Origin of the sequence: Carnobacterium jeotgali MS3 (assembly GCF_000745125.1) — a bacterium.
GTDB classification, from domain to species: Bacteria; Bacillota; Bacilli; order Lactobacillales; family Carnobacteriaceae; genus Carnobacterium_B; species Carnobacterium_B jeotgali.
This window is the reverse complement of the sequence record NZ_JQNF01000007.1, coordinates 256,879-280,652: the sequence shown is the minus strand read 5'-3', so window position 1 is coordinate 280,652 and position 23,774 is coordinate 256,879. Positions and strand designations below refer to the sequence as shown.

Sequence of the window (23,774 nt, the reverse complement as noted above, 5' to 3'; positions counted from 1 at the left end):
CGTATATGATAGAGGATAAAGTATAAAAAAAGAGGGCATTTCAATAAAAAAATAGTTTAATAGCTGCTTTTTAATTGAAATGCCTGTATATTTTAAAAAAGCAAGTATTTAGTATTGACGAAAAAGAAAATTCTTGGTATATTAGAACACGTTGTTACAGAATGTAGCAATGATAAAAAAGAAATTCGAAAAAATGTTGACAAGTGTAATAAAGAAATGTTATTATACTGAAGTCATCAGAAATACATTGTAGCGGTTACATGAATAATTATACATTACAACAAATAATTATTTAAAAACTGTTGACAACTTATTTTGAAGGTGATATACTTCAGTAGTTGTCAGATGAACAGATTGACCTTTGAAAACTAAACAAAGTAAGACGAACCAAATGTGAGGGTGACTCAGCAGTGCTGAGTCAACAGTAACAAAATAGTGAATAATTATTCGCTAGCAATTCAATAATGAGCTTCAAGCATCATTTTATATGAGAGTTTGATCCTGGCTCAGGACGAACGCTGGCGGCATGCCTAATACATGCAAGTCGAACGCTTTAATTTCACCGGGTGCTTGCACCCATCGAAGTTAAGGAGTGGCGGACGGGTGAGTAACACGTGGGTAACCTGCCCATAAGAGGGGGATAACATTCGGAAACGGATGCTAATACCGCATATTTCTAATCGTCTCCTGACGAATGGAAGAAAGGTGGCTTCGGCTACCGCTTATGGATGGACCCGCGGCGTATTAGCTAGTTGGTGAGGTAATGGCTCACCAAGGCGATGATACGTAGCCGACCTGAGAGGGTGATCGGCCACACTGGGACTGAGACACGGCCCAGACTTCCTACGGGAGGCAGCAGTAGGGAATCTTCCGCAATGGACGAAAGTCTGACGGAGCAATGCCGCGTGAGTGAAGAAGGTTTTCGGATCGTAAAACTCTGTTGTTAGAGAAGAACAAGGATGAGAGTAACTGCTCATCCCCTGACGGTATCTAACCAGAAAGCCACGGCTAACTACGTGCCAGCAGCCGCGGTAATACGTAGGTGGCAAGCGTTGTCCGGATTTATTGGGCGTAAAGCGAGCGCAGGCGGTTCTTTAAGTCTGATGTGAAAGCCCCCGGCTCAACCGGGGAGGGTCATTGGAAACTGGAGAACTTGAGTGCAGAAGAGGAGAGTGGAATTCCACGTGTAGCGGTGAAATGCGTAGATATGTGGAGGAACACCAGTGGCGAAGGCGACTCTCTGGTCTGTAACTGACGCTGAGGCTCGAAAGCGTGGGGAGCAAACAGGATTAGATACCCTGGTAGTCCACGCCGTAAACGATGAGTGCTAAGTGTTGGAGGGTTTCCGCCCTTCAGTGCTGCAGCTAACGCATTAAGCACTCCGCCTGGGGAGTACGACCGCAAGGTTGAAACTCAAAGGAATTGACGGGGACCCGCACAAGCGGTGGAGCATGTGGTTTAATTCGAAGCAACGCGAAGAACCTTACCAGGTCTTGACATCCTTTGACAATCCTAGAGATAGGACTTTCCCTTCGGGGACAAAGTGACAGGTGGTGCATGGTTGTCGTCAGCTCGTGTCGTGAGATGTTGGGTTAAGTCCCGCAACGAGCGCAACCCCTATTATTAGTTGCCAGCATTCAGTTGGGCACTCTAGTGAGACTGCCGGTGATAAACCGGAGGAAGGTGGGGATGACGTCAAATCATCATGCCCCTTATGACCTGGGCTACACACGTGCTACAATGGATGGTACAACGAGTCGCAAGGTCGCGAGGCCAAGCTAATCTCTTAAAGCCATTCTCAGTTCGGATTGCAGGCTGCAACTCGCCTGCATGAAGCCGGAATCGCTAGTAATCGCGGATCAGCACGCCGCGGTGAATACGTTCCCGGGTCTTGTACACACCGCCCGTCACACCACGAGAGTTTGTAACACCCGAAGTCGGTGAGGTAACCCTTTTGGGAGCCAGCCGCCTAAGGTGGGACAGATAATTGGGGTGAAGTCGTAACAAGGTAGCCGTATCGGAAGGTGCGGCTGGATCACCTCCTTTCTAAGGAAACTAACGGAAACCCACACATTCGTACTTACTTTGTTTAGTTTTGAGAGGTCAATGATCTTTCTTCTATAATAATAATAAAATAAATGCTCTTGGGGCCTTAGCTCAGCTGGGAGAGCGCCTGCCTTGCACGCAGGAGGTCAGCGGTTCGATCCCGCTAGGCTCCATTGCAACTTTAGTTGCGAAAATTTAAGTTGTTCTTTGAAAACTGGATAAAGTTAAAAATTGTAATTCAAGTAAGAAACCAGAAACACACCGAAAATTTTTAAAAGTAAGTTTTTAAGGTTCTCATCGAAAGATGAGTATTGAAAATTAACGATTAACCATAGGTTAAGTTAATAAGGGCGCACGGTGAATGCCTTGGCACTAGGAGCCGATGAAGGACGGGACTAACGCCGATATGCTTTGGGGAGCTGTAAGTGAGCTTTGATCCAAAGATTTCCGAATGGGGGAACCCAGCATCTTTTATAGGATGTTACTGCTGACTGAATACATAGGTCAGTAGAGGTAGACGCAGAGAACTGAAACATCTAAGTACCTGCAGGAAGAGAAAGAAAAATCGATTCCCTGAGTAGCGGCGAGCGAAACGGGAATAGCCCAAACCAGAAAGCTTGCTTTCTGGGGTTGTAGGACTGAACACATAGAGTCATAAATGATTTTGGTAGGAGAAGCGACCTGGAAAGGTCTGCCGAAGAAGGTAAAAGCCATGTATCCGAAACCAAATTCACTCTGATCAGTATCCTGAGTACGGCGGAACACGAGAAATTCCGTCGGAATCCGGGAGGACCATCTCCCAAGGCTAAATACTCCCTAGTGACCGATAGTGAACCAGTACCGTGAGGGAAAGGTGAAAAGAACCTCGGAAGAGGAGTGAAATAGCCCCTGAAACCGTGTGCCTACAAATAGTTAAAGCCCGTTAATGGGTGATAGCGTGCCTTTTGTAGAATGAACCGGCGAGTTACGATCCCATGCGAGGTTAAGTTGATGAGACGGAGCCGCAGCGAAAGCGAGTCTGAATAGGGCGAATGAGTATGTGGTCGTAGACCCGAAACCAAGTGATCTACCCATGTCCAGGTTGAAGGTGCGGTAATACGCACTGGAGGACCGAACCCACGTATGTTGAAAAATGCGGGGATGAGGTGTGGGTAGCGGAGAAATTCCAATCGAACTTGGAGATAGCTGGTTCTCTCCGAAATAGCTTTAGGGCTAGCCTCGGAATTAGAATCATGGAGGTAGAGCAACTGTTTGGACTAGGGGCCCTTCTCGGGTTACCGAATTCAGATAAACTCCGAATGCCATTGATTTATATCCGGGAGTCAGACTGCGAGTGATAAGATCCGTAGTCGAAAGGGAAACAGCCCAGACCACCAGCTAAGGTCCCAAAGTTTATGTTAAGTGGAAAAGGATGTGGAGTTGCTTAGACAACTAGGATGTTGGCTCAGAAGCAGCCATCATTTAAAGAGTGCGTAATAGCTCACTAGTCGAGTGACCCTGCGCCGAAAATTTACCGGGGCTAAACATAACACCGAAGCTGTGGATAGAACCATTGGTTCTATGGTAGGAGAGCGTTCTAAGGGCGTTGAAGCTAGATCGTGAGGACTAGTGGAGCGCTTAGAAGTGAGAATGCCGGTATGAGTAGCGAAAGACGGGTGAGAATCCCGTCCACCGAATGACTAAGGTTTCCTGGGGAAGGCTCGTCCTCCCAGGGTTAGTCGGGACCTAAGTCGAGGCCGAATGGCGTAGACGATGGACAACAGGTTGAGATTCCTGTACCAGTTTGTTTTGTTTGAACAATGGAGGGACACAGTAGGCTAAGGAATACGCGCTGTTGGATATGCGCGTCCAAGCAACAAGTTTTGAAGTGAGTCAAATGCTTGCTTCTTTAAGAACAAGTTGTGATGGGGAGGGAAATTAAGTACCGAAGTTCCCGATGTCACACTGTCAAGAAAAGCTTCTAGTTAGAAACAAACTGCCCGTACCGCAAACCGACACAGGTAGTCGAGGAGAGAATCCTAAGGTGTGCGAGAGAACTCTCGTTAAGGAACTCGGCAAAATGACCCCGTAACTTCGGGAGAAGGGGTGCTGACCAATTGGTCAGCCGCAGTGAATAGGCCCAGGCGACTGTTTATCAAAAACACAGGTCTCTGCAAAATCGTAAGATGACGTATAGGGGCTGACGCCTGCCCGGTGCTGGAAGGTTAAGAGGATGGGTTAGCTCTCGGGCGAAGCTCAGAATTGAAGCCCCAGTAAACGGCGGCCGTAACTATAACGGTCCTAAGGTAGCGAAATTCCTTGTCGGGTAAGTTCCGACCCGCACGAAAGGCGTAACGATCTGGGCACTGTCTCAACGAGAGACTCGGTGAAATTATAGTACCTGTGAAGATGCAGGTTACCCGCGACAGGACGGAAAGACCCCATGGAGCTTTACTGCAGTTTGATATTGAGTGTTTGTACAGCTTGTACAGGATAGGTAGGAGCCAATGAAGCCAGGACGCCAGTCTTGGTGGAGGCGTTGGTGGGATACTACCCTTGCTGTATGACCACTCTAACCCACAGCCCTTATCGGGCTGGGAGACAGTGTCTGACGGGCAGTTTGACTGGGGCGGTCGCCTCCTAAAGTGTAACGGAGGCGCCCAAAGGTTCCCTCAGAATGGTTGGAAATCATTCGCAGAGTGTAAAGGCATAAGGGAGCTTGACTGCGAGACCTACAAGTCGAGCAGGGACGAAAGTCGGGCTTAGTGATCCGGTGGTTCCGCATGGAAGGGCCATCGCTCAACGGATAAAAGCTACCCTGGGGATAACAGGCTTATCTCCCCCAAGAGTCCACATCGACGGGGAGGTTTGGCACCTCGATGTCGGCTCATCGCATCCTGGGGCTGTAGTCGGTCCCAAGGGTTGGGCTGTTCGCCCATTAAAGCGGTACGCGAGCTGGGTTCAGAACGTCGTGAGACAGTTCGGTCCCTATCCGTCGCGGGCGTAGGAAATTTGAGAGGAGCTGTCCTTAGTACGAGAGGACCGGGATGGACACACCTCTGGTGTACCAGTTGTTCTGCCAAGGGCATTGCTGGGTAGCTATGTGTGGACGGGATAAACGCTGAAAGCATCTAAGCGTGAAGCCCCCCTCAAGATGAGATTTCCCATCACGTAAGTGAGTAAGACCCCTGAGAGATGATCAGGTAGATAGGTTGGAAGTGGAAGTCTAGCGATAGATGGAGCGGACCAATACTAATCGGTCGAGGACTTAACCAAATTTTTTAAACGGTGTAAGATGGTTTCAGAACGAAAAATGATTTTTAACTTATCCAGTTTTGAGAGAACAACGTTCTCTTGATTGAAATTGTGTGGTGATGATGGCAAGAAGGTCACACCTGTTCCCATGCCGAACACAGAAGTTAAGCTTCTTAGCGCCGATGGTAGTGAAGGGTTTCCCTTTGTGAGAGTAGGACGTTGCCACGCAGATTCAATTATTCCGCAATAGCTCAGTTGGTAGTAGCGCATGACTGTTAATCATGATGTCGTAGGTTCGAGTCCTACTTGCGGAGTCTTTTTTTTTTGCAAATAATTAATAGTATAATTGAGTAATGCCGCTTTAGCTCAGTTGGTAGAGCGCTTCCATGGTAAGGAAGAGGTCGCCGGTTCAAATCCGGCAAGTGGCTTACAGAAATAGAAAGAGACCTTGAAATTCTAAGGTCTTTTTTTTGTTTTCTAAATAAATTTTTCTGGAATATCTCAGGTTAGATTAATAATCATTATTAATTCTTTTATGATCAATTCTTTTTTTGATAATAAAGTGTAGGAAATCGCGCTCTTTGAGTCTAATGGAGAGTACTGATATACTTAACAGAATAGAAAAAAGTCAAAGAGAGGAAGATTGATGTGAAGGCTCTAATCCATGAAAAAACTCCAGGTATAAAAGGACTGAAACTAAAAAAAGTCGAAACTAAAGAAATAGGTAAGAAAGAAGTAAGGATCAAAGTGAAAACGATTGGATTAAATCATCGAGATTTGGCCACTGTTAATGGACGTAATAAGATGAGTAGACCTCTAATCGTTGGATCGGATTGTGCAGGTATTATAAGTGAAGTAGGATCAGAAGTAACCTTGTTTGATGTAGGTGATGAAGTGATTGTAAATCCTGGTATAGGCTGGTTAAATAAGACTGAGGCCCCACCAGAGAATTTCCAGATATTAGGAAATCCACTACAAGGAACATTTTCAGAAGAGTTTATTATTCATGAGAATTTTGTAGCACTGAAGCCTAGTTATTTAACATGGGAAGAATCAGGAGTTCTTTCATTAAGTGCTTTAACAGCGTATAGAGCACTTTTCACAAAAGGTGAGGTATCTAATCAGCAAACCATTTTAATCCCAGGGATAGGCGGAGGAGTAGCCACATACCTGCTTCAGTTTGCTAAGGCAGTTGGTGCGACAGTTTATGTAACGTCACGGTCTGATGAAAAATTGAAAAAGGCGCTAAAATTAGGAGCAGATAAAGGAATAAATAGTACAAAAGATTGGGCACCAGAACTTAATGATGAAAAAATGGATAGTGTAATAGAGTCAGTGGGAGCAGCAACCTTTAACCAATCGTTGAAACAATTAAAAAAAGGTGGGAAAATGGTTTTATTCGGATCTTCAACTGGTGATATTGTTGAATTAAATTTGCGCGAGTTTTTTTATGGCCAATACACTTTGCTAGGAACGACAATGGGGAGTAGAGAAGAATATATGGACATGCTCAAATTTATTGAAGGGTATTCTATTAAGCCTATTATAGATACAGTATTTGATTTTGAGGATTATGAAGCAGCCTTTAACCGATTGGAAGCAGCTGAACAAATGGGTAAGATAGTTCTTCGTGTAAGTAAATAAAAAAGCGAATCATTTTTTGTAAGGCTTTTCTTGGTATCTAATTCAAGAAGTGTTAAACTTAATGAAGTAAATTAAAAAGGAAGTGTTAGTATGGAATTTGAAAAAAATGGAAATCGTTTCTTCAAAAATGATGAGTCCGGAAAATTAATTGCAGAAGTAACGTATATTCCTTCAGGTGAAGATAAAGTAATTTTAGATCATACTTTTGTAGATCCTTCTTTAAGAGGTCAAGGTATTGCTGCGCAACTAGTAGATAGAGTTGTTGAAGAGATGGAAAGTGAAGGCAAAAAAATTGTTCCACTTTGTCCTTATGCAAAAGAACTATTTAATAGAAAACCTGAAAAATATAAAACTATAGAAGCTGAATAGTAATCGTCCTATTGAATAAAGAGTTCTTTTTTGTTAAAGTGATTATGGATAGGAATTATTCGTAATCACTTTTTTTGGTAAATAAAACTATTCAAGATTATAAAATGATTAAAAATGCAAATAAATGTAAGAATAGTCTTTACATTGTACTGGATTATTTATATAATATTCCTTGTGCTTGAATAATATTTACACGTATGGCCCGTTGGTCAAGCGGTTAAGACACCGCCCTTTCACGGCGGTATCACGGGTTCGATTCCCGTACGGGTCATTTTCTTTCTTATTAAATTTTTTGCCGGCTTAGCTCAGTTGGTAGAGCATCTGAATCGTAATCAGAGGGTCGAGGGTTCAACTCCTTTAGCCGGCATTCATTTAGATGATCATTTGATAGCAAAGATAATTTTATTATGGAGGGGTAGCGAAGTGGCTAAACGCGGCGGACTGTAAATCCGCTCCTTCGGGTTCGGCAGTTCGAATCTGCCCCCCTCCACCATTAATGGGCTATAGCCAAGCGGTAAGGCAAGGGACTTTGACTCCCTCACGCGTTGGTTCGAATCCAGCTAGCCCAGTTGCATGAATATGCAAGTATAATCCAAATGAATGTTGTGTGGTGATGATGGCAAGAAGGTCACACCTGTTCCCATGCCGAACACAGAAGTTAAGCTTCTTAGCGCCGATGGTAGTGAAGGGTTTCCCTTTGTGAGAGTAGGACGTTGCCACGCAGATTCATTTATGTTGAGTCATTAGCTCAGTTGGTAGAGCATCTGACTTTTAATCAGAGGGTCGCAGGTTCGAATCCTGCATGACTCATAATAAAAACTTGTAACAGTTACTGTTGCAAGTTTTTTTTGTATTTAAAATGAAACGATTATCATAAAATAACTGTTAGAAACCGAAATAGGTATCCAAGTTAATAATGATAAGAGGGTATCAATTAGGTGGAATAATGTTATTCATATGAGATATTATGGTATAATACACAATGGGTGACAATCAGAAACAGTATAGGAGGTGCGCGTATGTCTATAGATTGGTCACAGTTAATAACGTGGCGAAATTTTCTTAACGTAGTAGATATATTAGTGGTTACGTTTTTTATTTATCAACTTATTAAAATTTTGCGTGGTACAAGAGCTGTTCAATTATTAAAAGGAATTGCAGTCATCATGTTAATAAAAATCGTCAGTTTCTTCTTGGGGTTGCAAACATTGGATTGGATTGTTGATTTAGTAATTCAATGGAGTGTCCTTGCAATTATTATCATTTTCCAGCCAGAACTGCGAAGAGGCTTAGAGCATCTTGGTCGAGGATCCATATTCAACCGAGCAAAAAGAAAAATCAATCCTGGAGAAAATTTGGTTCAACAATTGGCAAAAGCTGTTCAGTATATGGCGAAAAGAAGAATTGGCGCATTGATTTCTATCCAGATGGATACAGAATTAGATGAGTTTATTGGGACAGGAATTGCTTTAGATGCAGATATATCTAGTGAATTATTGATTAATATTTTTATTCCTAATACGCCATTACATGATGGTGCTGTCATTATTAGAGACTATAAAATAGCATCGGCTGCTAGTTATTTGCCACTATCTGAGAGCACGTTGATTTCTAAAGAATTAGGAACACGTCATCGAGCTGCAATTGGTTTGAGTGAAGTAACAGATGCTGTAACAATCATTGTTTCTGAAGAAACTGGTGGAGTGAGCATTTCATATAAAGGCGAATTATTACGAGAATTATCTAAAGATGATTTTGAAAAATTCTTAAGAAAAAACTTAATTGTTGTTGAAAAAGAAGCGAAGAAAAATTCTTTTCAAGAACTAGTGGATAGTTTTAAAAAGGGGGCTTCTAAATAATGGAGAAGATTTACAATAATCCATGGTTTATGAAGGTCGTTGCACTCGTATTTGCTATTCTCCTCTTTGCGTATGTAAATAGCAGTAATAATAGAGGGCAAACTACTAGTAGTGTTGATGGACTAAGTGCGACTACAACGGATACGATACTTGATGTGCCAATAGTTGTTGAAATTGATCAAGATAACTATTATGTAACGGGGTTTCCAGAAACAGTATCTGTTGAAATATCAGGACCTTCCAGTATTGTATTAAATACTAAAACAACTAAAAATTTTGATATTGTAGCGACTGATTTAGATAGTTTAGGGGTTGGTACTCATACAATAGAATTAGTTGCAGAAGGCCTTTCGCCTCAATTGAAATATAAGATTTCGCCACAAGAGGTAACTATAACAATTGAAGAAAAAAAGGTAGAAACTTTTAGTGTAGATGTTGAATTTGATAAGTCATTAATTGCTAGTGGGTATGAGGCAGGTACACCAACTATTAATTACGAAACAGTAGAACTAACCGGTACTGCTTCTACAATTGACCAAGTATCTGCGGTTAAGGTAGTTGTGAATGAAGAAGAGGGTATTACAAAAGATATTGTTCAGACACTTCCTATTCTTGTTAGTGATGCTGATGGTAAACAATTAGACGTTGATCTTAATCCTAGTGAGGTAACGGTTAATATACCTGTTAATCCCACATCTAAGGAAATACCGTTAGTCTTAAATCAAACGGGTACTGCCAATGATGGTTTTACTTATGAACTAGGGCTTAATAATCAAACGGATACAGACGTTTCAGTTCAAGCAAATAATGAAGTGTTAAAGAACTTAAGTAGTTATCCAGTTGATGTTGATGTGACAGATATAACTAAAACAATCACTCAAACGATTGAGCTGCCTTTAATTGAAGGGGTAACACTGGTAGATCCAAAGGAAATTGAGGTAACCATTACCGTTACTAAAAAAAATCCAATAGAAAATGAACAAAGTCCGACTGACACAAGTAAGAAAAACTCAAGTTCAAGTGAATCTAGTTCATCAAGTGAGTCTAGTTCATCAAGTGCGTCTGTAAAAAATGAAAGTGAATCTTCTTCAAGTTCTTCAAAAGAACAATTAAATGATTCAGTAATTGAATCCAGTGAATAAGTAAGTGAATAAGATAGAGCAAATTATTTTTGAATAAGGCTCAAACTTTGAAAAGGGGTAAAGTAAAAATGGGAAAATATTTTGGAACAGATGGAGTAAGAGGGGTTGCTAACTCTGAGTTAACTCCAGAATTGGCTTTTAAGTTAGGAAGATATGGTGGGTTTGTTTTGACTCAACATGCTGAAGGAGAGAAACATCCACGTGTTTTAGTTGGAAGAGATACTCGTATTTCTGGTGAGATGTTAGAATCTGCCTTAATTGCTGGTCTTTTATCAGTCGGAATCGAAGTAATGAAACTAGGGATTATATCAACTCCTGGAGTTGCTTATTTAACACGTGTCCAAGGAGCTGCAGCAGGTGTAATGATATCAGCTTCTCACAATCCTGCTCCTGATAACGGTATTAAATTTTTTGGATCTGATGGATTCAAATTATCTGATGAAACTGAATTAGAAATTGAAGCACTATTGGATGAAGATAATGATAATTTGCCTCGTCCTAGTGCACAAGGTCTAGGTACTGTTGATGAATATCCTGAAGGTGCATTGAAATACACACAATTTTTACAACAAACTATTCCCAATGATTTAGCTGGCTTACAAGTTTGCTTAGATGGTGCTAATGGATCAACAAGTCCTCTTATTAACCGTTTATTTGCAGATTTAGAAACAGAATTTGACGTAATGGCAGCTACACCAAATGGACTGAATATTAATGATGGTGTTGGATCAACACATCCTGAAAATTTGGCTAAATTTGTAGTTGAAAAAGGAGCAGACGCTGGTTTAGCATTTGATGGTGATGGAGACCGAGTTATAGCAGTTGATGAGCTAGGGAACATTATTGACGGAGATAAAATCATGTTCATTTGCGGTAAGTATCTGCAAGAAAAAGGTCGTCTGAAAAAAGATACAATCGTTTCTACTGTTATGAGTAATTTAGGTTTCCATAAAGCCATTGAAGCAAATAATATGATTGCTCTTCAAACTAAAGTGGGAGACCGTTATGTAGTAGAGGAAATGCGTAAAAATGGGTATAACTTTGGTGGAGAACAGTCAGGACATATGGTGTTCTTGGATTACAATACGACTGGTGACGGAATGTTATCAGGAATTCAATTGTTGAATGTTATGAAAGAAACAGGCAAAAAATTGTCAGAACTAGCTGCAGAAGTTCAAACATATCCGCAAAAATTAGTGAATATTCGTGTCAGCGATAAAAATGGAGCAATGGATGTTCCAGCTATAAAAGCGATCATTGATGAAGTTGAAAGTGAAATGAACGGAGATGGACGTATTTTGGTTCGTCCTAGTGGAACAGAACCATTACTACGTGTTATGGCAGAAGCTCCTTCCCAAGAAAAAGTAAATCTTTATGTTGATCGAATTGCTTCTGTTGTAAAAGAAGAAATTGGATTGGCTGAATAAAAATCTTTTCTAGTCGCTTATTTTACGACAAAAAAAAGAGTTCTAAATCATTGATTTAGAACTCTTTTTTTGTTGTCGTTAGATTTAAGATCAAGTAGTAAATACAAAAATGAGTGTTGCTTAAAAGACGTATTGCAACTATACTTATTTTTAGTTAGTTGCAATGTTGAAAGGGGATATAAAGTGATATTATTTGGGGCACTTATTAATGGGGTAGCGGTTGTTCTCGGTGGTAGTATTGGATTGTTATTAAATAAAGGACTATCCAAACGGATAAGTGAAGCGATTATGAATGGTTTAGCTCTTTGCGTTTTGTACATAGGTTTTAGTGGTGCGATGGCTGGAGAAAATATTATCATTACGATAGGTTCAATGGTCATTGGTGTTATCATTGGCGAAGGATTGGATTTAGATAAGAAAGTAAATCAGTTAGGTCTGTTAATGGAAACTAAATTTCGTCCCAAAGAAGATACAGTATCAATTTCTAAAGGATTTATAACAGCTAGTTTATTAGTCTGTGTAGGGGCTATGTCAATCGTAGGAGCATTACAAAGTGGGTTAACGGGGAATCATGAAACGTTACTAGCTAAATCATTGATTGACGCCATAGCAGCTCTTGTATTAGCTTCAAGTTTAGGAGTGGGCGTTTTACTAGCAGGAGGATTAGTTCTCATTTATGAAGGGACTATTGCTTTGTTAGCAAGCATGTTGGCTCCGCTACTAACAGATACAGTCATTAATGAAATGACCTGTGTAGGGTCTCTTTTAATAATCGGTTTAGCTTTGAATATGCTTAAAATAACAGATTTAAAAATAATGAATTATGCACCTGCAGCTTTCATTCCAATTATTTTTGGATTGTTTTATTAGAGTACAAGAATCATCAATTAAAATAGCTTGGGTAGTTTTAGTTGCATAAGTATTGCTATTATAGTATATTTAAAAACGTAATTTAATAGAGAGATAGAGGCGCAATTTTTAAGAGTACAGTTATTATGAAGGCACAAGCTAATAACTGGAAAGGGAAAATTGCCGAAGTGTAAAGTATTGCCAAGTACTTTATGCTGGGGTTAAGCAGAATATGTTTAACACTGTCAAAAATTTTGTCACGAAATTTTTGGAGGACTATCAACAAAAGGGTTAAAGGGACATTACATATGGAACTATTCTAGCACCTTGAGTTGTATAGAACTCAAGGTGTTTTTTTGTGCGCACAAATAGAAAGGGAGTTTAGAATGAAGAAAAAAGTGGTTATTGGTTTATTTATTCTTGCGTTTATGTTGTTTTCAATTAATGGAGAGTTCAGAGATTCTGTTGGATCTACCGTAGACTTCGGCTGGTTTTCTTTAGTGCCACCGGTTGTATCTATAATTTTAGCGTTTATTTCAAAAGATGTTATTATTTCATTGTTCTTTGGTATTTTTGCAGGAGGTTTTGTCTTACATTTAGCAGACGGCTCTGTTTTTTATGCCTTCATGCAATCATTTTTGAGTATAGTTGATTACACGTTAAACTCATTAGCTGATCCGTGGAATGCAGGGATTATTTTGCAAGTTCTAACAATTGGAGGCTTAATTGCATTGATGACAAAAATGGGAGGAGCAAAGGCTGTTGCAAATGCATTATCTAAGAAAGCCAAAGGACCTATTAGCGCTCAAGTTATTACGTGGATTTTAGGTGTACTACTTTTCTTTGATGATTATGCAAATTCATTAATAGTTGGTCCAGTTATGCGACCGGTAACAGATGAAAAGAAAGTTTCGCGCGAAAAACTATCGTTTATCGTTGATGCTACAGCTGCTCCAATTGCTGGAATTGCATTGATTTCTACTTGGGTTGGTTATGAAGTAGGATTAATCAAAGATGGATATGAAGCAATTGGCCAAGAGGTAAATGCCTATAGTATTTTTGTTGAAACAATTCCTTATCGTTTTTATAATATTTTAATGCTTGTATTTGTACTATGTACTGCCGTTTTTTTAAAAGAATTTGGTCCTATGTTGACAGCAGAAAGAAGAGCAAGAAAATACGATCAAGAAAATAAAGATGAAATCAATCCAAGTGTTGTAAATGAAATTGATGAAATGGAACCAGCTGAAGGGGTTCACTTAAGTATTTGGAATGCCATTGTTCCTATTGGGACCTTAATTGTTGTTGCTATTGTCGGTTTTTATGCCAACGGTTATCATGCTATTTTAGCTGGAGAAAATAGCATGTTAATTGATTTGTTAAAAGAGAGTCCGTATTCGTTTACGGCCATTCAGGAAGCATTTGGAGCATCAGATGCAAGTATTGTATTGTTTCAAGCGGCTTTGTTGGCCAGCCTAGTTGCTATGGCTATGGGAGTGGCACAAAAAACTTTTACATGGGGTCAAGCAGTCGAAACTTGGATAAACGGAATGAAATCTCTTATTATTACTGGAGCTATTTTGTTATTGGCATGGTCATTGAGTGAAATTATTACAGATTTAGGAACAGCTCAATTCTTAGTTTCATTATTATCTGATTCCATGCCTGCATTTTTATTGCCTTCTGTTATTTTTATTCTAGGTTCTATTATTTCCTTTGCAACGGGCACATCTTATGGAACGATGGGGATTTTAATGCCATTGACGATACCGTTAGCAGCAGCTTTGTCACCTGATCCAGAGTTTATTGTTATTTCAGCAGGAGCTGTTTTAACTGGAGCTATTTTTGGAGATCATTGTTCACCCATTTCTGATACGACCATTCTTTCTTCTATGGGCGCAGGTGTAAATCATATGGAACATGTTCGAACACAATTGCCTTATGCCATTGTAGTAGGAATGATTACCGTATTATTTGGTTTTCTTCCAGTTGGATTAGGCCTGCCGATAGGACTTGTACTTCCAGTATCAATGATTGTTATTATTTTAGTTGTTTACTTCTTTGGTAAATCGGTTGAAGAAAAGAAATGAGTAAAACAAATTTTATGAAAATATAAGAGTATAAAACGAAGATTTACACCAGAAGGTTTTACTAAAAGAAATGATATAATAAAGTATAAAAGAAAGTAAGAGTTCTATTTTAACGTGTTTCTAAAGGTGAAATTAGAAATGAGGGAGCAATGATGAAAGCAAATCAAAAGAAAACTTTCATAGTAACAGTTAGTGTAGTTTTGTTGATTGCGTGGAATTTTCTTACAATCCCGTTATTTTTATATGGCTCATTTGGTAGTGATGCTATTTTAGATCTCAGTCCTATTGGGAAAATAGTAAACGTATTGCTTACTGCATGGATATTTTTATTGATACCAAACTTTCCTTTGATTGGCATACTCGTTTCTTTAATAAAAGAACAAATGAAAAGAGTCTATTATCATTTAGGTGCATTTATTGGTGTAGTGATAGGCAGCATCTTTTTCTTTCAAGACAACAGTATAGTCGCTTTAATTCTTACTGAAATAAGTGGGCTACTTTCACTTGTATTATTATTAACTCAATTGTTTTCAAAAAGAAATCAAAGACCTCATACTTTTAAATGAAAAATACGTTCAACTTAATAAAGAACCATAAAAAATAGAATCTTCGTCAAATAGTGTGGCTGCTTTTAAAAATTCTTTCGGAATAGACGGATTTGCTTGTAAGAGCCCTGGTACCATCTTAAGTCTAAAATCTTAAGAATTTTCAAGCCTCAAACACAGCTTAATCGCTAAAGCGACGTCATTCGCATTGAATACTTTACAGGGCTACAAGCAATCCAATTCCCCAGAAGTGTTAAGCATGAACTACATTCATCTATCCACACTAAAAAGTATAGAGCCAAAAAAGAGAATCCAAATTTGGATTCTCTTTTTATCTATATAAAATCATAATTTAATTATTTCTTCTGCCGCCAAATAGTAAAACTAATCTGAGGACTTGTAAGAAAGAAGCAATGGCTGCCGCAACATAAGTAAGAGCTGCAGCATCTAAGACTTTTTTAGCTTGCGGAACTTCAGTAGAATTTAAAATTTGTTGGTCTCTTAAAATAGCAATGGCTCGGTTAGAAGCATTAAATTCAACCGGTAACGTAACTACTTGGAAAATCAGTGCCACAGAGAAGAAAATGATTCCCAGATTGATCAAAGTCTGGTTGTATCCAAAAATAACACCTAATAAAATCATTGGAAAAGAAATTTTTTGGCCAAAGTTTGTAGCTGGAACCAAAGCGCTTCTTAGTTTTAATGGAATATAATTTTTTTGATCTTGGATAGCGTGTCCTACTTCATGAGCAGCGACACCAATAGCAGCAACTGAGCGTGAATGACGGGTGGCATCGGATAGACGTAAAATGTCTGCACTAGAATCATAATGGTCTGTTAAATCACCTCTGACAGCCTCAATCTTTACATGCTGCAATCCGGCATTATCTAAAATAAGACGCGAAACTTCAGTGGCAGTGTATCCTTTTGCATTCGTCACGTTACTATATTTTTCATACGTACTTTTGACGAATGAGCTTGCAATTCCAGATAATAGAACACCGATAATAATTAAAATATAAGTTTGATCAAAGAAAAACATCTCGATTTCCACCTTTCTACTTCCTTTTGATTAGTATAACACAAGCGATGAATGTCATATGTGAAGATTTTCGTAATATTAGCAATTCTTTGTTAAATAAAATATGTTGAAAAACTAAATATTGAAACTCATATACTTTGCTTAAAGAAATGTCAAAAGTTATAATCAAATTTATAAGGGAAAGATCATTTGTTTTTCTGTACTAACAACTTTTAAATTGGAGAGGATGTATGGGAAATGGAAAAAAAGCAGCAATTGAAAGAAACTTTTTTTGCACAAGATGAAGAAACATTTTTGAAAAAAATGGAAACGACCCAACAGGGACTTACATCAAGTGAAGCTGAAAAGCGGATCGCCGAATTTGGACCAAACGAACTGAATCAAGGCAAATCTAAGAGTATCGTGGTTAAATTTTTAGAACAATTTAAAGATTTTATGATTTTAGTCTTATTAGCAGCTGCTCTTATTTCAGCTATTTTCGGAGATGTTACAGATGCTATTATTATCTTAGTTGTTGTAGTTTTAAATGCTATATTAGGAGTGTATCAAGAAGCTAAAGCGGAAGAAGCAATTGATGCTTTGAAAAAGATGTCTTCTCCGGAAGCCAGAGTCAAACGAGATGGAAATGTTGTTTCTTTGAAAAGCGACCAATTAGTTCCTGGAGATATATTATTATTAGAAGCTGGAGATGTAGTAGCAGCTGATTTACGGTTAATTGAAATTGCTTCTCTTAAAATAGAAGAATCTGCTTTAACGGGAGAATCTGAAGCTGTATCAAAAGACATTACTGTAATTGAAGATGAAAAAGTAGGTATTGGCGACCGACTCAATATGGCATATATGAACAGCAATGTAACTTATGGTCGTGGAGAAGGGATTGTTGTTGGAACAGGTATGAACACAGAGGTAGGCAAAATTGCAGATATGCTGGCTACTTCTGAAGAAACAATGACACCTTTACAAGAAAACTTGAATCGGTTAGGAAAATACTTAACGATTGTAATTTTAGTCGTTGCTGTCGTGATGTTTGGGGTAGGGATGTTTAATGGCCGTGAATGGTTAGATATGCTGTTAACGTCGATTTCTTTAGCCGTTGCGGCCATACCTGAAGGACTTCCTGCGATTGTAACAATTATATTAGCTCTAGGAACGCAAAAAATGGCAAAACGAAAAGCATTGATCCGAAATTTACCAGCTGTTGAAACATTGGGCAGCACGGATATTATTTGTTCTGATAAAACGGGTACATTAACGATGAATAAAATGACAATTGAAAAGATTTATCTTAATGGTGCTATACAAAGTAGTGAAGACGAGATTGATTTACTAGCTCCCATTGTTCGAGTAATGACATATAGTAATGATACCCAAATCGCAAATGACGGAACATTGATTGGTGATCCAACAGAAACAGCAATGGTGAAATTTGCATTGGATAAAGGAATGAATGTGAAAGAGGAATTAACCAAAGAGCCTCGTGTTGCGGAAGTTCCTTTTGAGTCGGATCGCAAATTGATGTCTACGATTCATCAGTTGCCTGATGGGAAATTTTTCATTGGAACAAAAGGTGCACCTGACGAACTGTTAAAAAGATGTACACAAGTAGATAATAAAGGCGAGATTCAACCGTTAGATGAAAAAATGAAAGAAACTATTTTAGATATGAACCATGATTTAGCAACGCAAGCTTTACGAGTGCTAGCGATGGCTTATAAAATTGTTGATCAACTGCCAACCGATGTAACTACGCAAGGTGTTGAACAAGACTTAGTTTTTGCTGGGCTAACGGGTATGATTGATCCAGAACGTGCCGAAGCTAAAGATGCTGTTAGAGTAGCAAGAGAAGCAGGGATTCGTCCGGTAATGATTACTGGAGACCACAGAGATACAGCAGAAGCGATTGCACGACGTTTAGGTATATTGGAAGAAACACAACAAGGTGGCGTTTTAACGGGAGCAGAATTAGATAAAATCAGTGATCAAGATTTTGCAACACAAGTGAAAGATTATTCTGTATATGCTAGGGTGTCCCCTGAACATAAAGTTCGCATTGTTAAAGCTTGGCAAAAAGCTGGTAAAATCGTTGCCATGACAGGTGATGGAGTAAATGATGCGCCAGCACTTAAAACAGCTGATATCGGAATTGGAATGGGAATTACAGGTACCGAAGTTTCCAAAGGCGCTAGTGATATGGTTTTAGCAGATGATAATTTTTCAACGATTGTCGTTTCAGTCGAAGAAGGACGGAAAGTTTTTTCAAATATTCAAAAAGCGATTCAATTTCTATTATCAGCTAACTTAGGTGAAGTGCTTACTTTGTTTATTGCTACTTTACTAGGGTGGAATATTCTAGCACCGGTCCATATTTTATGGATCAATCTTGTGACAGATACTTTCCCAGCAATTGCCTTAGGGTTGGAACCAGCTGAAGCGGACGCAATGAAAAAGCCACCAAGAGGAAGAAAAGCAACTTTCTTTTCAAATGGAGTTCTTCCTAGTCTGATTTATCAAGGGATTTTTGAAGGAGGAATTACATTATTTGTGTACTGGTGGGCAACTCACTATCCAGCACATCCAAATGATTTACATCTCGTTCATGAAGATGCGTTAACAATGGCATTTGCTACACTAGGGTTATTACAATTATTCCATGCATTTAATGTCAAATCGATCAAAAAATCGCTATTCACGGTTGGATTTTTCAAAAATAAAACATTTAACTTAGCTATTTTATTATCAGCAGCATTATTAAGTGCCGTTATATTAATACCTGGTTTAAATGATGCATTTAGTGTGTCATCATTAAATATGAATCAATGGCTGTTAGTATTAGGATCTGCTATTTCCATTATTCCTTTAGTAGAAATAGTGAAATTCTTTATGCGAAAGTTTTCAAAAGAATAAACTAAATAAAGAAAAGCATTCCTGATTTTAGGAATGCTTTTTTTATAGAAAGAAGGTAGATAAAAAAAATATTGTGCTTGTAAAAAAGGCGTGTTATTATTTTTAAATAGCAAGTACTCGCTTTTTTGAAAAAGACAACTAAAAGACTAATCGGGTGATCAAAGAAAAGAGGTTGATGCGTATGGGAAAAGTAAGATTTCTACCTTTAAAGGTAGAAGATCCAATAATTCTGGAAAAAATAAAATATAGTATAGCTTTTTTATTCTCGTTTACGCTAGTTGGGCTAGCTCTTTACTTCAATACACTTGAAGAAATATGGCGCGGGAGTATTAAGATTCTTATTTCTCCTGCTAACCTTATAACGGACTATTTTAAACTTGCAAATGTTGGTGCGGCATTCATCAATGCAGCATTGATGATTATAAAGAGTTTATTAATTATCCGCTCAACGAAAGTAGCGCTAACAGGACCACTATTTGCTGCTATTTTCACGATAGCAGGCTTTTCTTTATTTGGTAAAAATTTGTTTAATTCTATTCCAATTATTGTTGGGGTATTATTGTATGCGAAATTGACTCGTACACCATTTAAAAATTATTTGTTATCTGCTTTATACGGTACGGCTTTAGGGCCATTAGTGAGTGAAGTAGCGTTCAATAGTGGATTTTCGTTTTTTATGGGAATCTTTTTAGGTTGTACAGCAGGCATTGTTGTTGGACTGATTTTGCCACCTTTATCACGTCACTTTGTTAGTTTTCATAAAGGATTTAGTCTCTATAACATTGGATTTACTGCTGGAATTATTGGGATGGCTTTTATTGCATTTTTCAGAGCCTATGGGATAGAAGTAGATACAGTTTATTTAGTGTCATCTGGTTATAATAAACCTTTATCTATTTATCTTTACAGTTTGTTTGTTTTATTACTTAGTGCAGGAATTTATCTTAATGGAAGGTCATTTTCGGGATATGCTAAATTTTTGAAAGAAGACGGAAGAGGTGGACCAGATTTTATTGAACGCCATGGTTTAGGGTTGACCTTCATAAATATGGCTTTGCTAGGTATGCTAACTACTACTTTTGTATTGGTAGTAAAAGGAGAATTAAATGGACCAGTTATTGGAGGGATCTTTACAGTAGTTGGTTTTGGAGCTTTCGGAAAACATATAAAAAACGTTTTTCCTATTCTTTTAGGAGTGCTGCTCGTAGGATGGTTAACATCAACTGAATTATCGAGCACTAGTTTTTTACTTACTGCACTATTTGGAACAACGTTAGCACCAGTTAGTGGGCACTATGGGGTAATAGCAGGTGTTTTAGCAGGCAGTTTGCATATGGTTATTGTAACTAATATAAGTTATTTACATGCGGGTATGAATCTCTATAACAATGGTTTCTCAGGCGGGTTTACAGCAGCCATAATTGTTCCTTTATTAGAAGTCTTTTTTTTCCATAAAAGTAAACGGAAAAATAAAGAACTTACAGAGCCTATGATCAACACTGAATCTGTTAAAGATCTAGAAGAACCCAAAAAATAGCTTGGAATAATAAAATTAAACGCTTTAAATTAATGTCTTCTCGTTAGTTTGCAGCGTTTAGTTTTATTAATTTTTTTGTGTAGCAGTTTTCAAGATGAAGTGTTTTAGCAAAAATATTCCTCCTAATATGATGAGTTAAGTTTTCAATGTGATAGGCTAGATAGTATTTTTTACTTGATTTCCTTACAAAAGTAAAGTAATATTTATTAGTCACTAAAAATTGAGGAAAATCCTTGAATTTAGGGTAGTCACTTTGGACTGGGCTACTTGAGACCTTTAATCTTATGATGGATCTGCTTTCTTATTTAAGAGAGCAAAAAAAGGGAGGATCATTATGACAAATCTTTATATAGGTATTATATTAGTACTGTTTGTTGCGGTACTGGTTGGGTTCTGGCAATTACAAAAGAAACACATGAAATTTTCAACACGTGTTTTTATTGCTTTAGGATCAGGTGTTTTATTCGGAGCTGTTTTACAATTGATATTCGGCTCAAGCAGTGAGGTAACAACGGGATCTATTGAATGGATCAGTATAGTCGGTACAGGCTATGTTAAATTTTTACAAATGTTAATCATGCCATTGATTTTTGTATCCATTGTAGGAGCTTTTACAAAAATTGAGGGGTCTAAAGACCTTGGAAAAATTAGTTTTAATGTATTAGCAACCTTATTAGCAACAACAGCAATAGCTGCTTTAATTGGGGTTGCAAGTGTGATGGTATTTAACTTAGATGGAGCAGAGTTTAGTCAAGGTGCTGCTGAAACTGCACGTATTGCAGAATTAAGCGAAAGAGAAGCATTAGTAGCGGATTTAAGTATTCCAGAACAAATTTTAGAATTTATTCCAGTTAATTTCTTTGCTGATTTATCGAATGCTCGCTCTACAAGTACAATTGCTGTTGTTATTTTCTCGGCTTTTGTGGGAGTAGCTTACTTAGGTGTTCACCGTAAAGATAAAGAAGCCGGTGAATTCTTTGCTAAGATCATTCACAGTTTATATGCGATTGTAATGCGTATTGTTACATTGGTATTGCGTTTAACACCTTATGGAATCTTCGCATTGATGACCAAAGCGTTAGCAACAAGTGATTTTAATGCACTCGTTAATTTAGGTGTTTTTGTAATTGCTTCATACGCAGCAATTATTGTCATGTTCTTAATTCACATGCTTATTTTACTTGGATTTAAAGTTAGCCCAATCCAATATTTGAAAAAAACTTTTACTGTATTGAGTTTTGCATTTACTGCACGTTCTAGTGCAGGAGCATTACCATTGAATATTGAAACACAAACAAAAGCTTTAGGTGTAGATGAAGCTTCTGCAAACTTCTCTGGAACATTTGGTTTGTCTATCGGACAAAATGGATGTGCTGGAATTTACCCAGCAATGTTGGCTGCTATCGTAGCTCCATCTGCAGGGATAGATATTTTTAGCCCAGCATACATTCTTACAATTATGGCAGTTGTTACCATCAGTTCATTTGGTGTTGCAGGTGTAGGTGGTGGAGCAACCTTTGCTGCATTGATCGTATTAGGATCATTAAACTTACCTGTAGCAATCGTTGGATTAGTTATCTCGGTTGAACCAATCATTGACATGGCTCGTACATTGCTGAATGTAAATGACAGTATGATTGCAGGTATCGTATCATCTAAACGATTAAAAACATTCAATGAAGAAATTTTCAATGATGACTCTGCAGTTGTAAAGTCTGACATCTAAAAAAATAGACTGAGCTAACAGTTTCAGTCACTTAAAAAACGTTCATTGCACTTTAGCAATGAACGTTTTTTTTGTCTATTAATAAACAGGGACCTTAGTGAATTAATGTTATTTTGCTGTTGGGACAAAAAATTATTCGTATCTTAACGCTTCGATTGGATCTAGCTTTGCAGCTTTTCGAGCCGGATAGATACCAAAGAAAACACCAACAGCAGTAGAAAACAAAAGTACTAAAAGGACGGATCCCAAAGTAATAGTTGGAACAATATCTAATGCACTAGCAATGCCGTTTGCAAGCAGTATTCCTAATACAAGGCCAATGATTCCGCCAATCAAAGTCAATATAACAGCTTCCATTAAAAATTGAAAAAGGATGGTGTTTGTTGTTGCTCCCAAAGCTTTTCTTGTCCCGATCTCACGGGTTCGTTCAGTGACTGAAACCAACATAATATTCATAACACCAATTCCACCTACTAATAGAGCAATCCCTGCTACAGCAGCAATGAAGTTGACGAATAAGCCTAAGACTGAATCTACTTGATCAAGTGCTTGCAAGAAATTCGTTGCTGTATACATATCTTCTCCTACGGTATCATGTCTGGTTTCTAATAGGCGAACCATGCGATTCGAGACAGATTCAATTGCATCCTTATCTGTCACTTGGACGGTCAAACTATTCATAACGGCTACTGTGGGATTCAATTTTTTCATTGTTGTAAGAGGGAGAGCCAAATATAACGGCATTTGGCTTAAATCAAATGAGCCTTGTAATTCTTGAAAAGTTCCTTCCATGATACCAATAATTTTTAAATTTAATGTGTTTCCGGTGTTGCCAATCAGCTGTATGGTCTCTCCAATAACATTTTGGCGCCCGTTGAATAACGCCGCAGCTGTATCTTCAGTAATCACGACAACTTCTTTTGCATCATCGTAATCACTTTGATTGAAGTAACGTCCATAGGTGATAGTACTTTCCATTGACCGATTGGTGTATTGCAAATCGGATGTGCCGCTAAAGGCCAATGCTGAGCGGCTATCAAAAACTGAACGTACGGTCGTATTAGCCGTATTATCTGGCGAGATACGAGTGATTTCTGGAATAGAGTTCTTTAGTGCTTCAATGTCAGCGTCTGTAATAGTTGCATCAACTGAAGCTTTGTCGCTGACAGACACCGAAATGGTAGAAGCTCCAAAATCATTGAACGTTTTTGTGATCTCTGAAGTTGCGCCATTCCCTACGGATAGAATGGCGATAACAGCCGCGATTCCTATAATAATGCCCAGCATAGTTAAGAGGGAGCGCAATTTATTTGAAAAGATACTATCTACAGCCATTTTGAAATTCTCGCGAATATTCATG

Annotated in this window: 13 protein-coding genes, 8 tRNA genes, 4 rRNA genes and 1 riboswitch; of the genes, 23 read left to right on the top strand and 2 right to left on the bottom strand. The window is 38.4% G+C overall.

Annotation, left to right across the window (positions count from 1 at the left end; all coding sequences use genetic code 11):
- Positions 1-483 precede the first annotated feature (483 nt).
- The 20 genes from BP18_RS07420 (at position 484) to BP18_RS07325 (ending at position 15,226) form a co-directional block, all read left to right on the top strand.
- Positions 484-2,046: ribosomal RNA gene (locus tag BP18_RS07420) — 16S ribosomal RNA — on the top strand.
- 100 nt (positions 2,047-2,146) lie between these two features.
- Positions 2,147-2,219, top strand: a tRNA-Ala gene (locus BP18_RS07415).
- A 161-nt stretch (positions 2,220-2,380) separates the two neighbouring features.
- A 23S ribosomal RNA gene (locus BP18_RS07410) occupies positions 2,381-5,301 on the top strand.
- 91 nt (positions 5,302-5,392) lie between these two features.
- Positions 5,393-5,508 (top strand): 5S ribosomal RNA (gene rrf / locus BP18_RS07405).
- The 16S, 23S and 5S rRNA genes sit together here with 3 tRNA genes alongside, the layout of an rRNA operon.
- Before the next feature lie 12 nt (positions 5,509-5,520).
- Positions 5,521-5,594: transfer RNA gene (locus BP18_RS07400), tRNA-Asn, on the top strand.
- 41 nt (positions 5,595-5,635) lie between these two features.
- A tRNA-Thr gene (locus tag BP18_RS07395) sits at positions 5,636-5,708 on the top strand.
- Between the two features lie 220 nt (positions 5,709-5,928).
- Positions 5,929-6,924 (top strand): zinc-dependent alcohol dehydrogenase family protein, encoded by a 996-nt coding sequence (locus BP18_RS07390; RefSeq protein WP_007721647.1) that lies wholly within the window; start codon positions 5,929-5,931, stop codon positions 6,922-6,924.
- Positions 6,925-7,014: 90 nt separating this feature from the next.
- Complete coding sequence (locus tag BP18_RS07385; RefSeq protein WP_007721645.1) at positions 7,015-7,293, top strand: GNAT family N-acetyltransferase; 279 nt, start codon at positions 7,015-7,017, stop codon at positions 7,291-7,293.
- 199 nt (positions 7,294-7,492) lie between these two features.
- Positions 7,493-7,564, top strand: a tRNA-Glu gene (locus tag BP18_RS07380).
- A gap of 23 nt (positions 7,565-7,587) precedes the next feature.
- Positions 7,588-7,660: transfer RNA gene (locus tag BP18_RS07375), tRNA-Thr, on the top strand.
- Between the two features lie 42 nt (positions 7,661-7,702).
- Positions 7,703-7,786: transfer RNA gene (locus BP18_RS07370), tRNA-Tyr, on the top strand.
- Between the two features lie 4 nt (positions 7,787-7,790).
- Positions 7,791-7,862, top strand: a tRNA-Gln gene (locus BP18_RS07365).
- Positions 7,863-7,899: 37 nt separating this feature from the next.
- Positions 7,900-8,015 (top strand): 5S ribosomal RNA (gene rrf, locus BP18_RS07360).
- Positions 8,016-8,030: 15 nt separating this feature from the next.
- Positions 8,031-8,103: transfer RNA gene (locus tag BP18_RS07355), tRNA-Lys, on the top strand.
- A gap of 209 nt (positions 8,104-8,312) precedes the next feature.
- Entirely contained in the window at positions 8,313-9,152 is an 840-nt protein-coding gene (gene cdaA, locus BP18_RS07350) for a diadenylate cyclase CdaA (protein WP_007721643.1), read from the top strand.
- The gene (locus tag BP18_RS07345) at positions 9,152-10,294 is read left to right on the top strand and encodes a CdaR family protein (RefSeq protein WP_051669257.1); all 1,143 of its coding nucleotides are present in this window, start codon (positions 9,152-9,154) and stop codon (positions 10,292-10,294) included. Before cdaA ends, BP18_RS07345 begins: the two co-directional genes overlap by 1 nt.
- Positions 10,295-10,362: 68 nt before the next feature.
- Complete coding sequence (gene glmM, locus BP18_RS07340; protein ID WP_029277920.1) at positions 10,363-11,721, top strand: phosphoglucosamine mutase; 1,359 nt, start codon at positions 10,363-10,365, stop codon at positions 11,719-11,721.
- Between the two features lie 183 nt (positions 11,722-11,904).
- Positions 11,905-12,591 (top strand): DUF554 domain-containing protein, encoded by a 687-nt coding sequence (locus BP18_RS07335; protein ID WP_007721638.1) that lies wholly within the window; start codon positions 11,905-11,907, stop codon positions 12,589-12,591.
- An 86-nt stretch (positions 12,592-12,677) separates the two neighbouring features.
- A riboswitch (Lysine riboswitch) is annotated at positions 12,678-12,857 on the top strand.
- Positions 12,858-12,956: 99 nt separating this feature from the next.
- A complete protein-coding gene (locus tag BP18_RS07330) occupies positions 12,957-14,660 on the top strand; it encodes a Na+/H+ antiporter NhaC family protein (protein WP_007721637.1) in 1,704 nt (567 codons plus the stop codon).
- Positions 14,661-14,809: 149 nt separating this feature from the next.
- Entirely contained in the window at positions 14,810-15,226 is a 417-nt protein-coding gene (locus BP18_RS07325) for a hypothetical protein (protein WP_231549448.1), read from the top strand.
- A 331-nt stretch (positions 15,227-15,557) separates the two neighbouring features.
- On the opposite strand, the gene BP18_RS07320 is transcribed toward BP18_RS07325, so the two are convergent.
- The gene (locus BP18_RS07320) at positions 15,558-16,247 is read right to left on the bottom strand and encodes a zinc metallopeptidase (RefSeq protein ID WP_007721635.1); all 690 of its coding nucleotides are present in this window, start codon (positions 16,245-16,247) and stop codon (positions 15,558-15,560) included.
- Between the two features lie 237 nt (positions 16,248-16,484).
- Here BP18_RS07320 and BP18_RS07315 point away from each other — a divergent pair, with 237 nt between their 5' ends.
- From BP18_RS07315 to BP18_RS07305, 3 genes are all read left to right on the top strand, one after another.
- Positions 16,485-19,151 (top strand): cation-translocating P-type ATPase, encoded by a 2,667-nt coding sequence (locus BP18_RS07315; protein ID WP_029276769.1) that lies wholly within the window; start codon positions 16,485-16,487, stop codon positions 19,149-19,151.
- A 181-nt stretch (positions 19,152-19,332) separates the two neighbouring features.
- Complete coding sequence (locus tag BP18_RS07310) at positions 19,333-20,688, top strand: DUF1576 domain-containing protein (RefSeq protein ID WP_007721633.1); 1,356 nt, start codon at positions 19,333-19,335, stop codon at positions 20,686-20,688.
- A gap of 334 nt (positions 20,689-21,022) precedes the next feature.
- Entirely contained in the window at positions 21,023-22,414 is a 1,392-nt protein-coding gene (locus BP18_RS07305; RefSeq protein WP_007721632.1) for an L-cystine transporter, read from the top strand.
- Between the two features lie 132 nt (positions 22,415-22,546).
- Here BP18_RS07305 and BP18_RS07300 read toward each other — a convergent pair whose 3' ends face one another.
- A complete protein-coding gene (locus tag BP18_RS07300; RefSeq protein ID WP_007721631.1) occupies positions 22,547-23,773 on the bottom strand; it encodes an ABC transporter permease in 1,227 nt (408 codons plus the stop codon).
- Position 23,774: the final 1 nt, after the last annotated feature.

Coding starts and splice junctions, on each gene's coding strand:
- BP18_RS07345 (WP_051669257.1), top strand. CDS start 9,152: ATGGAGAAGATTTACAATAATCCATGGTTTATGAAGGTCGTTGCACTC.
- BP18_RS07300 (WP_007721631.1), bottom strand. CDS start 23,773: ATGAATATTCGCGAGAATTTCAAAATGGCTGTAGATAGTATCTTTTCA.
- BP18_RS07315 (WP_029276769.1), top strand. CDS start 16,485: ATGGAAAAAAAGCAGCAATTGAAAGAAACTTTTTTTGCACAAGATGAA.
- BP18_RS07310 (WP_007721633.1), top strand. CDS start 19,333: ATGGGAAAAGTAAGATTTCTACCTTTAAAGGTAGAAGATCCAATAATT.
- BP18_RS07330 (WP_007721637.1), top strand. CDS start 12,957: ATGAAGAAAAAAGTGGTTATTGGTTTATTTATTCTTGCGTTTATGTTG.
- BP18_RS07325 (WP_231549448.1), top strand. CDS start 14,810: ATGATGAAAGCAAATCAAAAGAAAACTTTCATAGTAACAGTTAGTGTA.
- cdaA (WP_007721643.1), top strand. CDS start 8,313: ATGTCTATAGATTGGTCACAGTTAATAACGTGGCGAAATTTTCTTAAC.
- glmM (WP_029277920.1), top strand. CDS start 10,363: ATGGGAAAATATTTTGGAACAGATGGAGTAAGAGGGGTTGCTAACTCT.
- BP18_RS07320 (WP_007721635.1), bottom strand. CDS start 16,247: ATGTTTTTCTTTGATCAAACTTATATTTTAATTATTATCGGTGTTCTA.
- BP18_RS07385 (WP_007721645.1), top strand. CDS start 7,015: ATGGAATTTGAAAAAAATGGAAATCGTTTCTTCAAAAATGATGAGTCC.
- BP18_RS07305 (WP_007721632.1), top strand. CDS start 21,023: ATGACAAATCTTTATATAGGTATTATATTAGTACTGTTTGTTGCGGTA.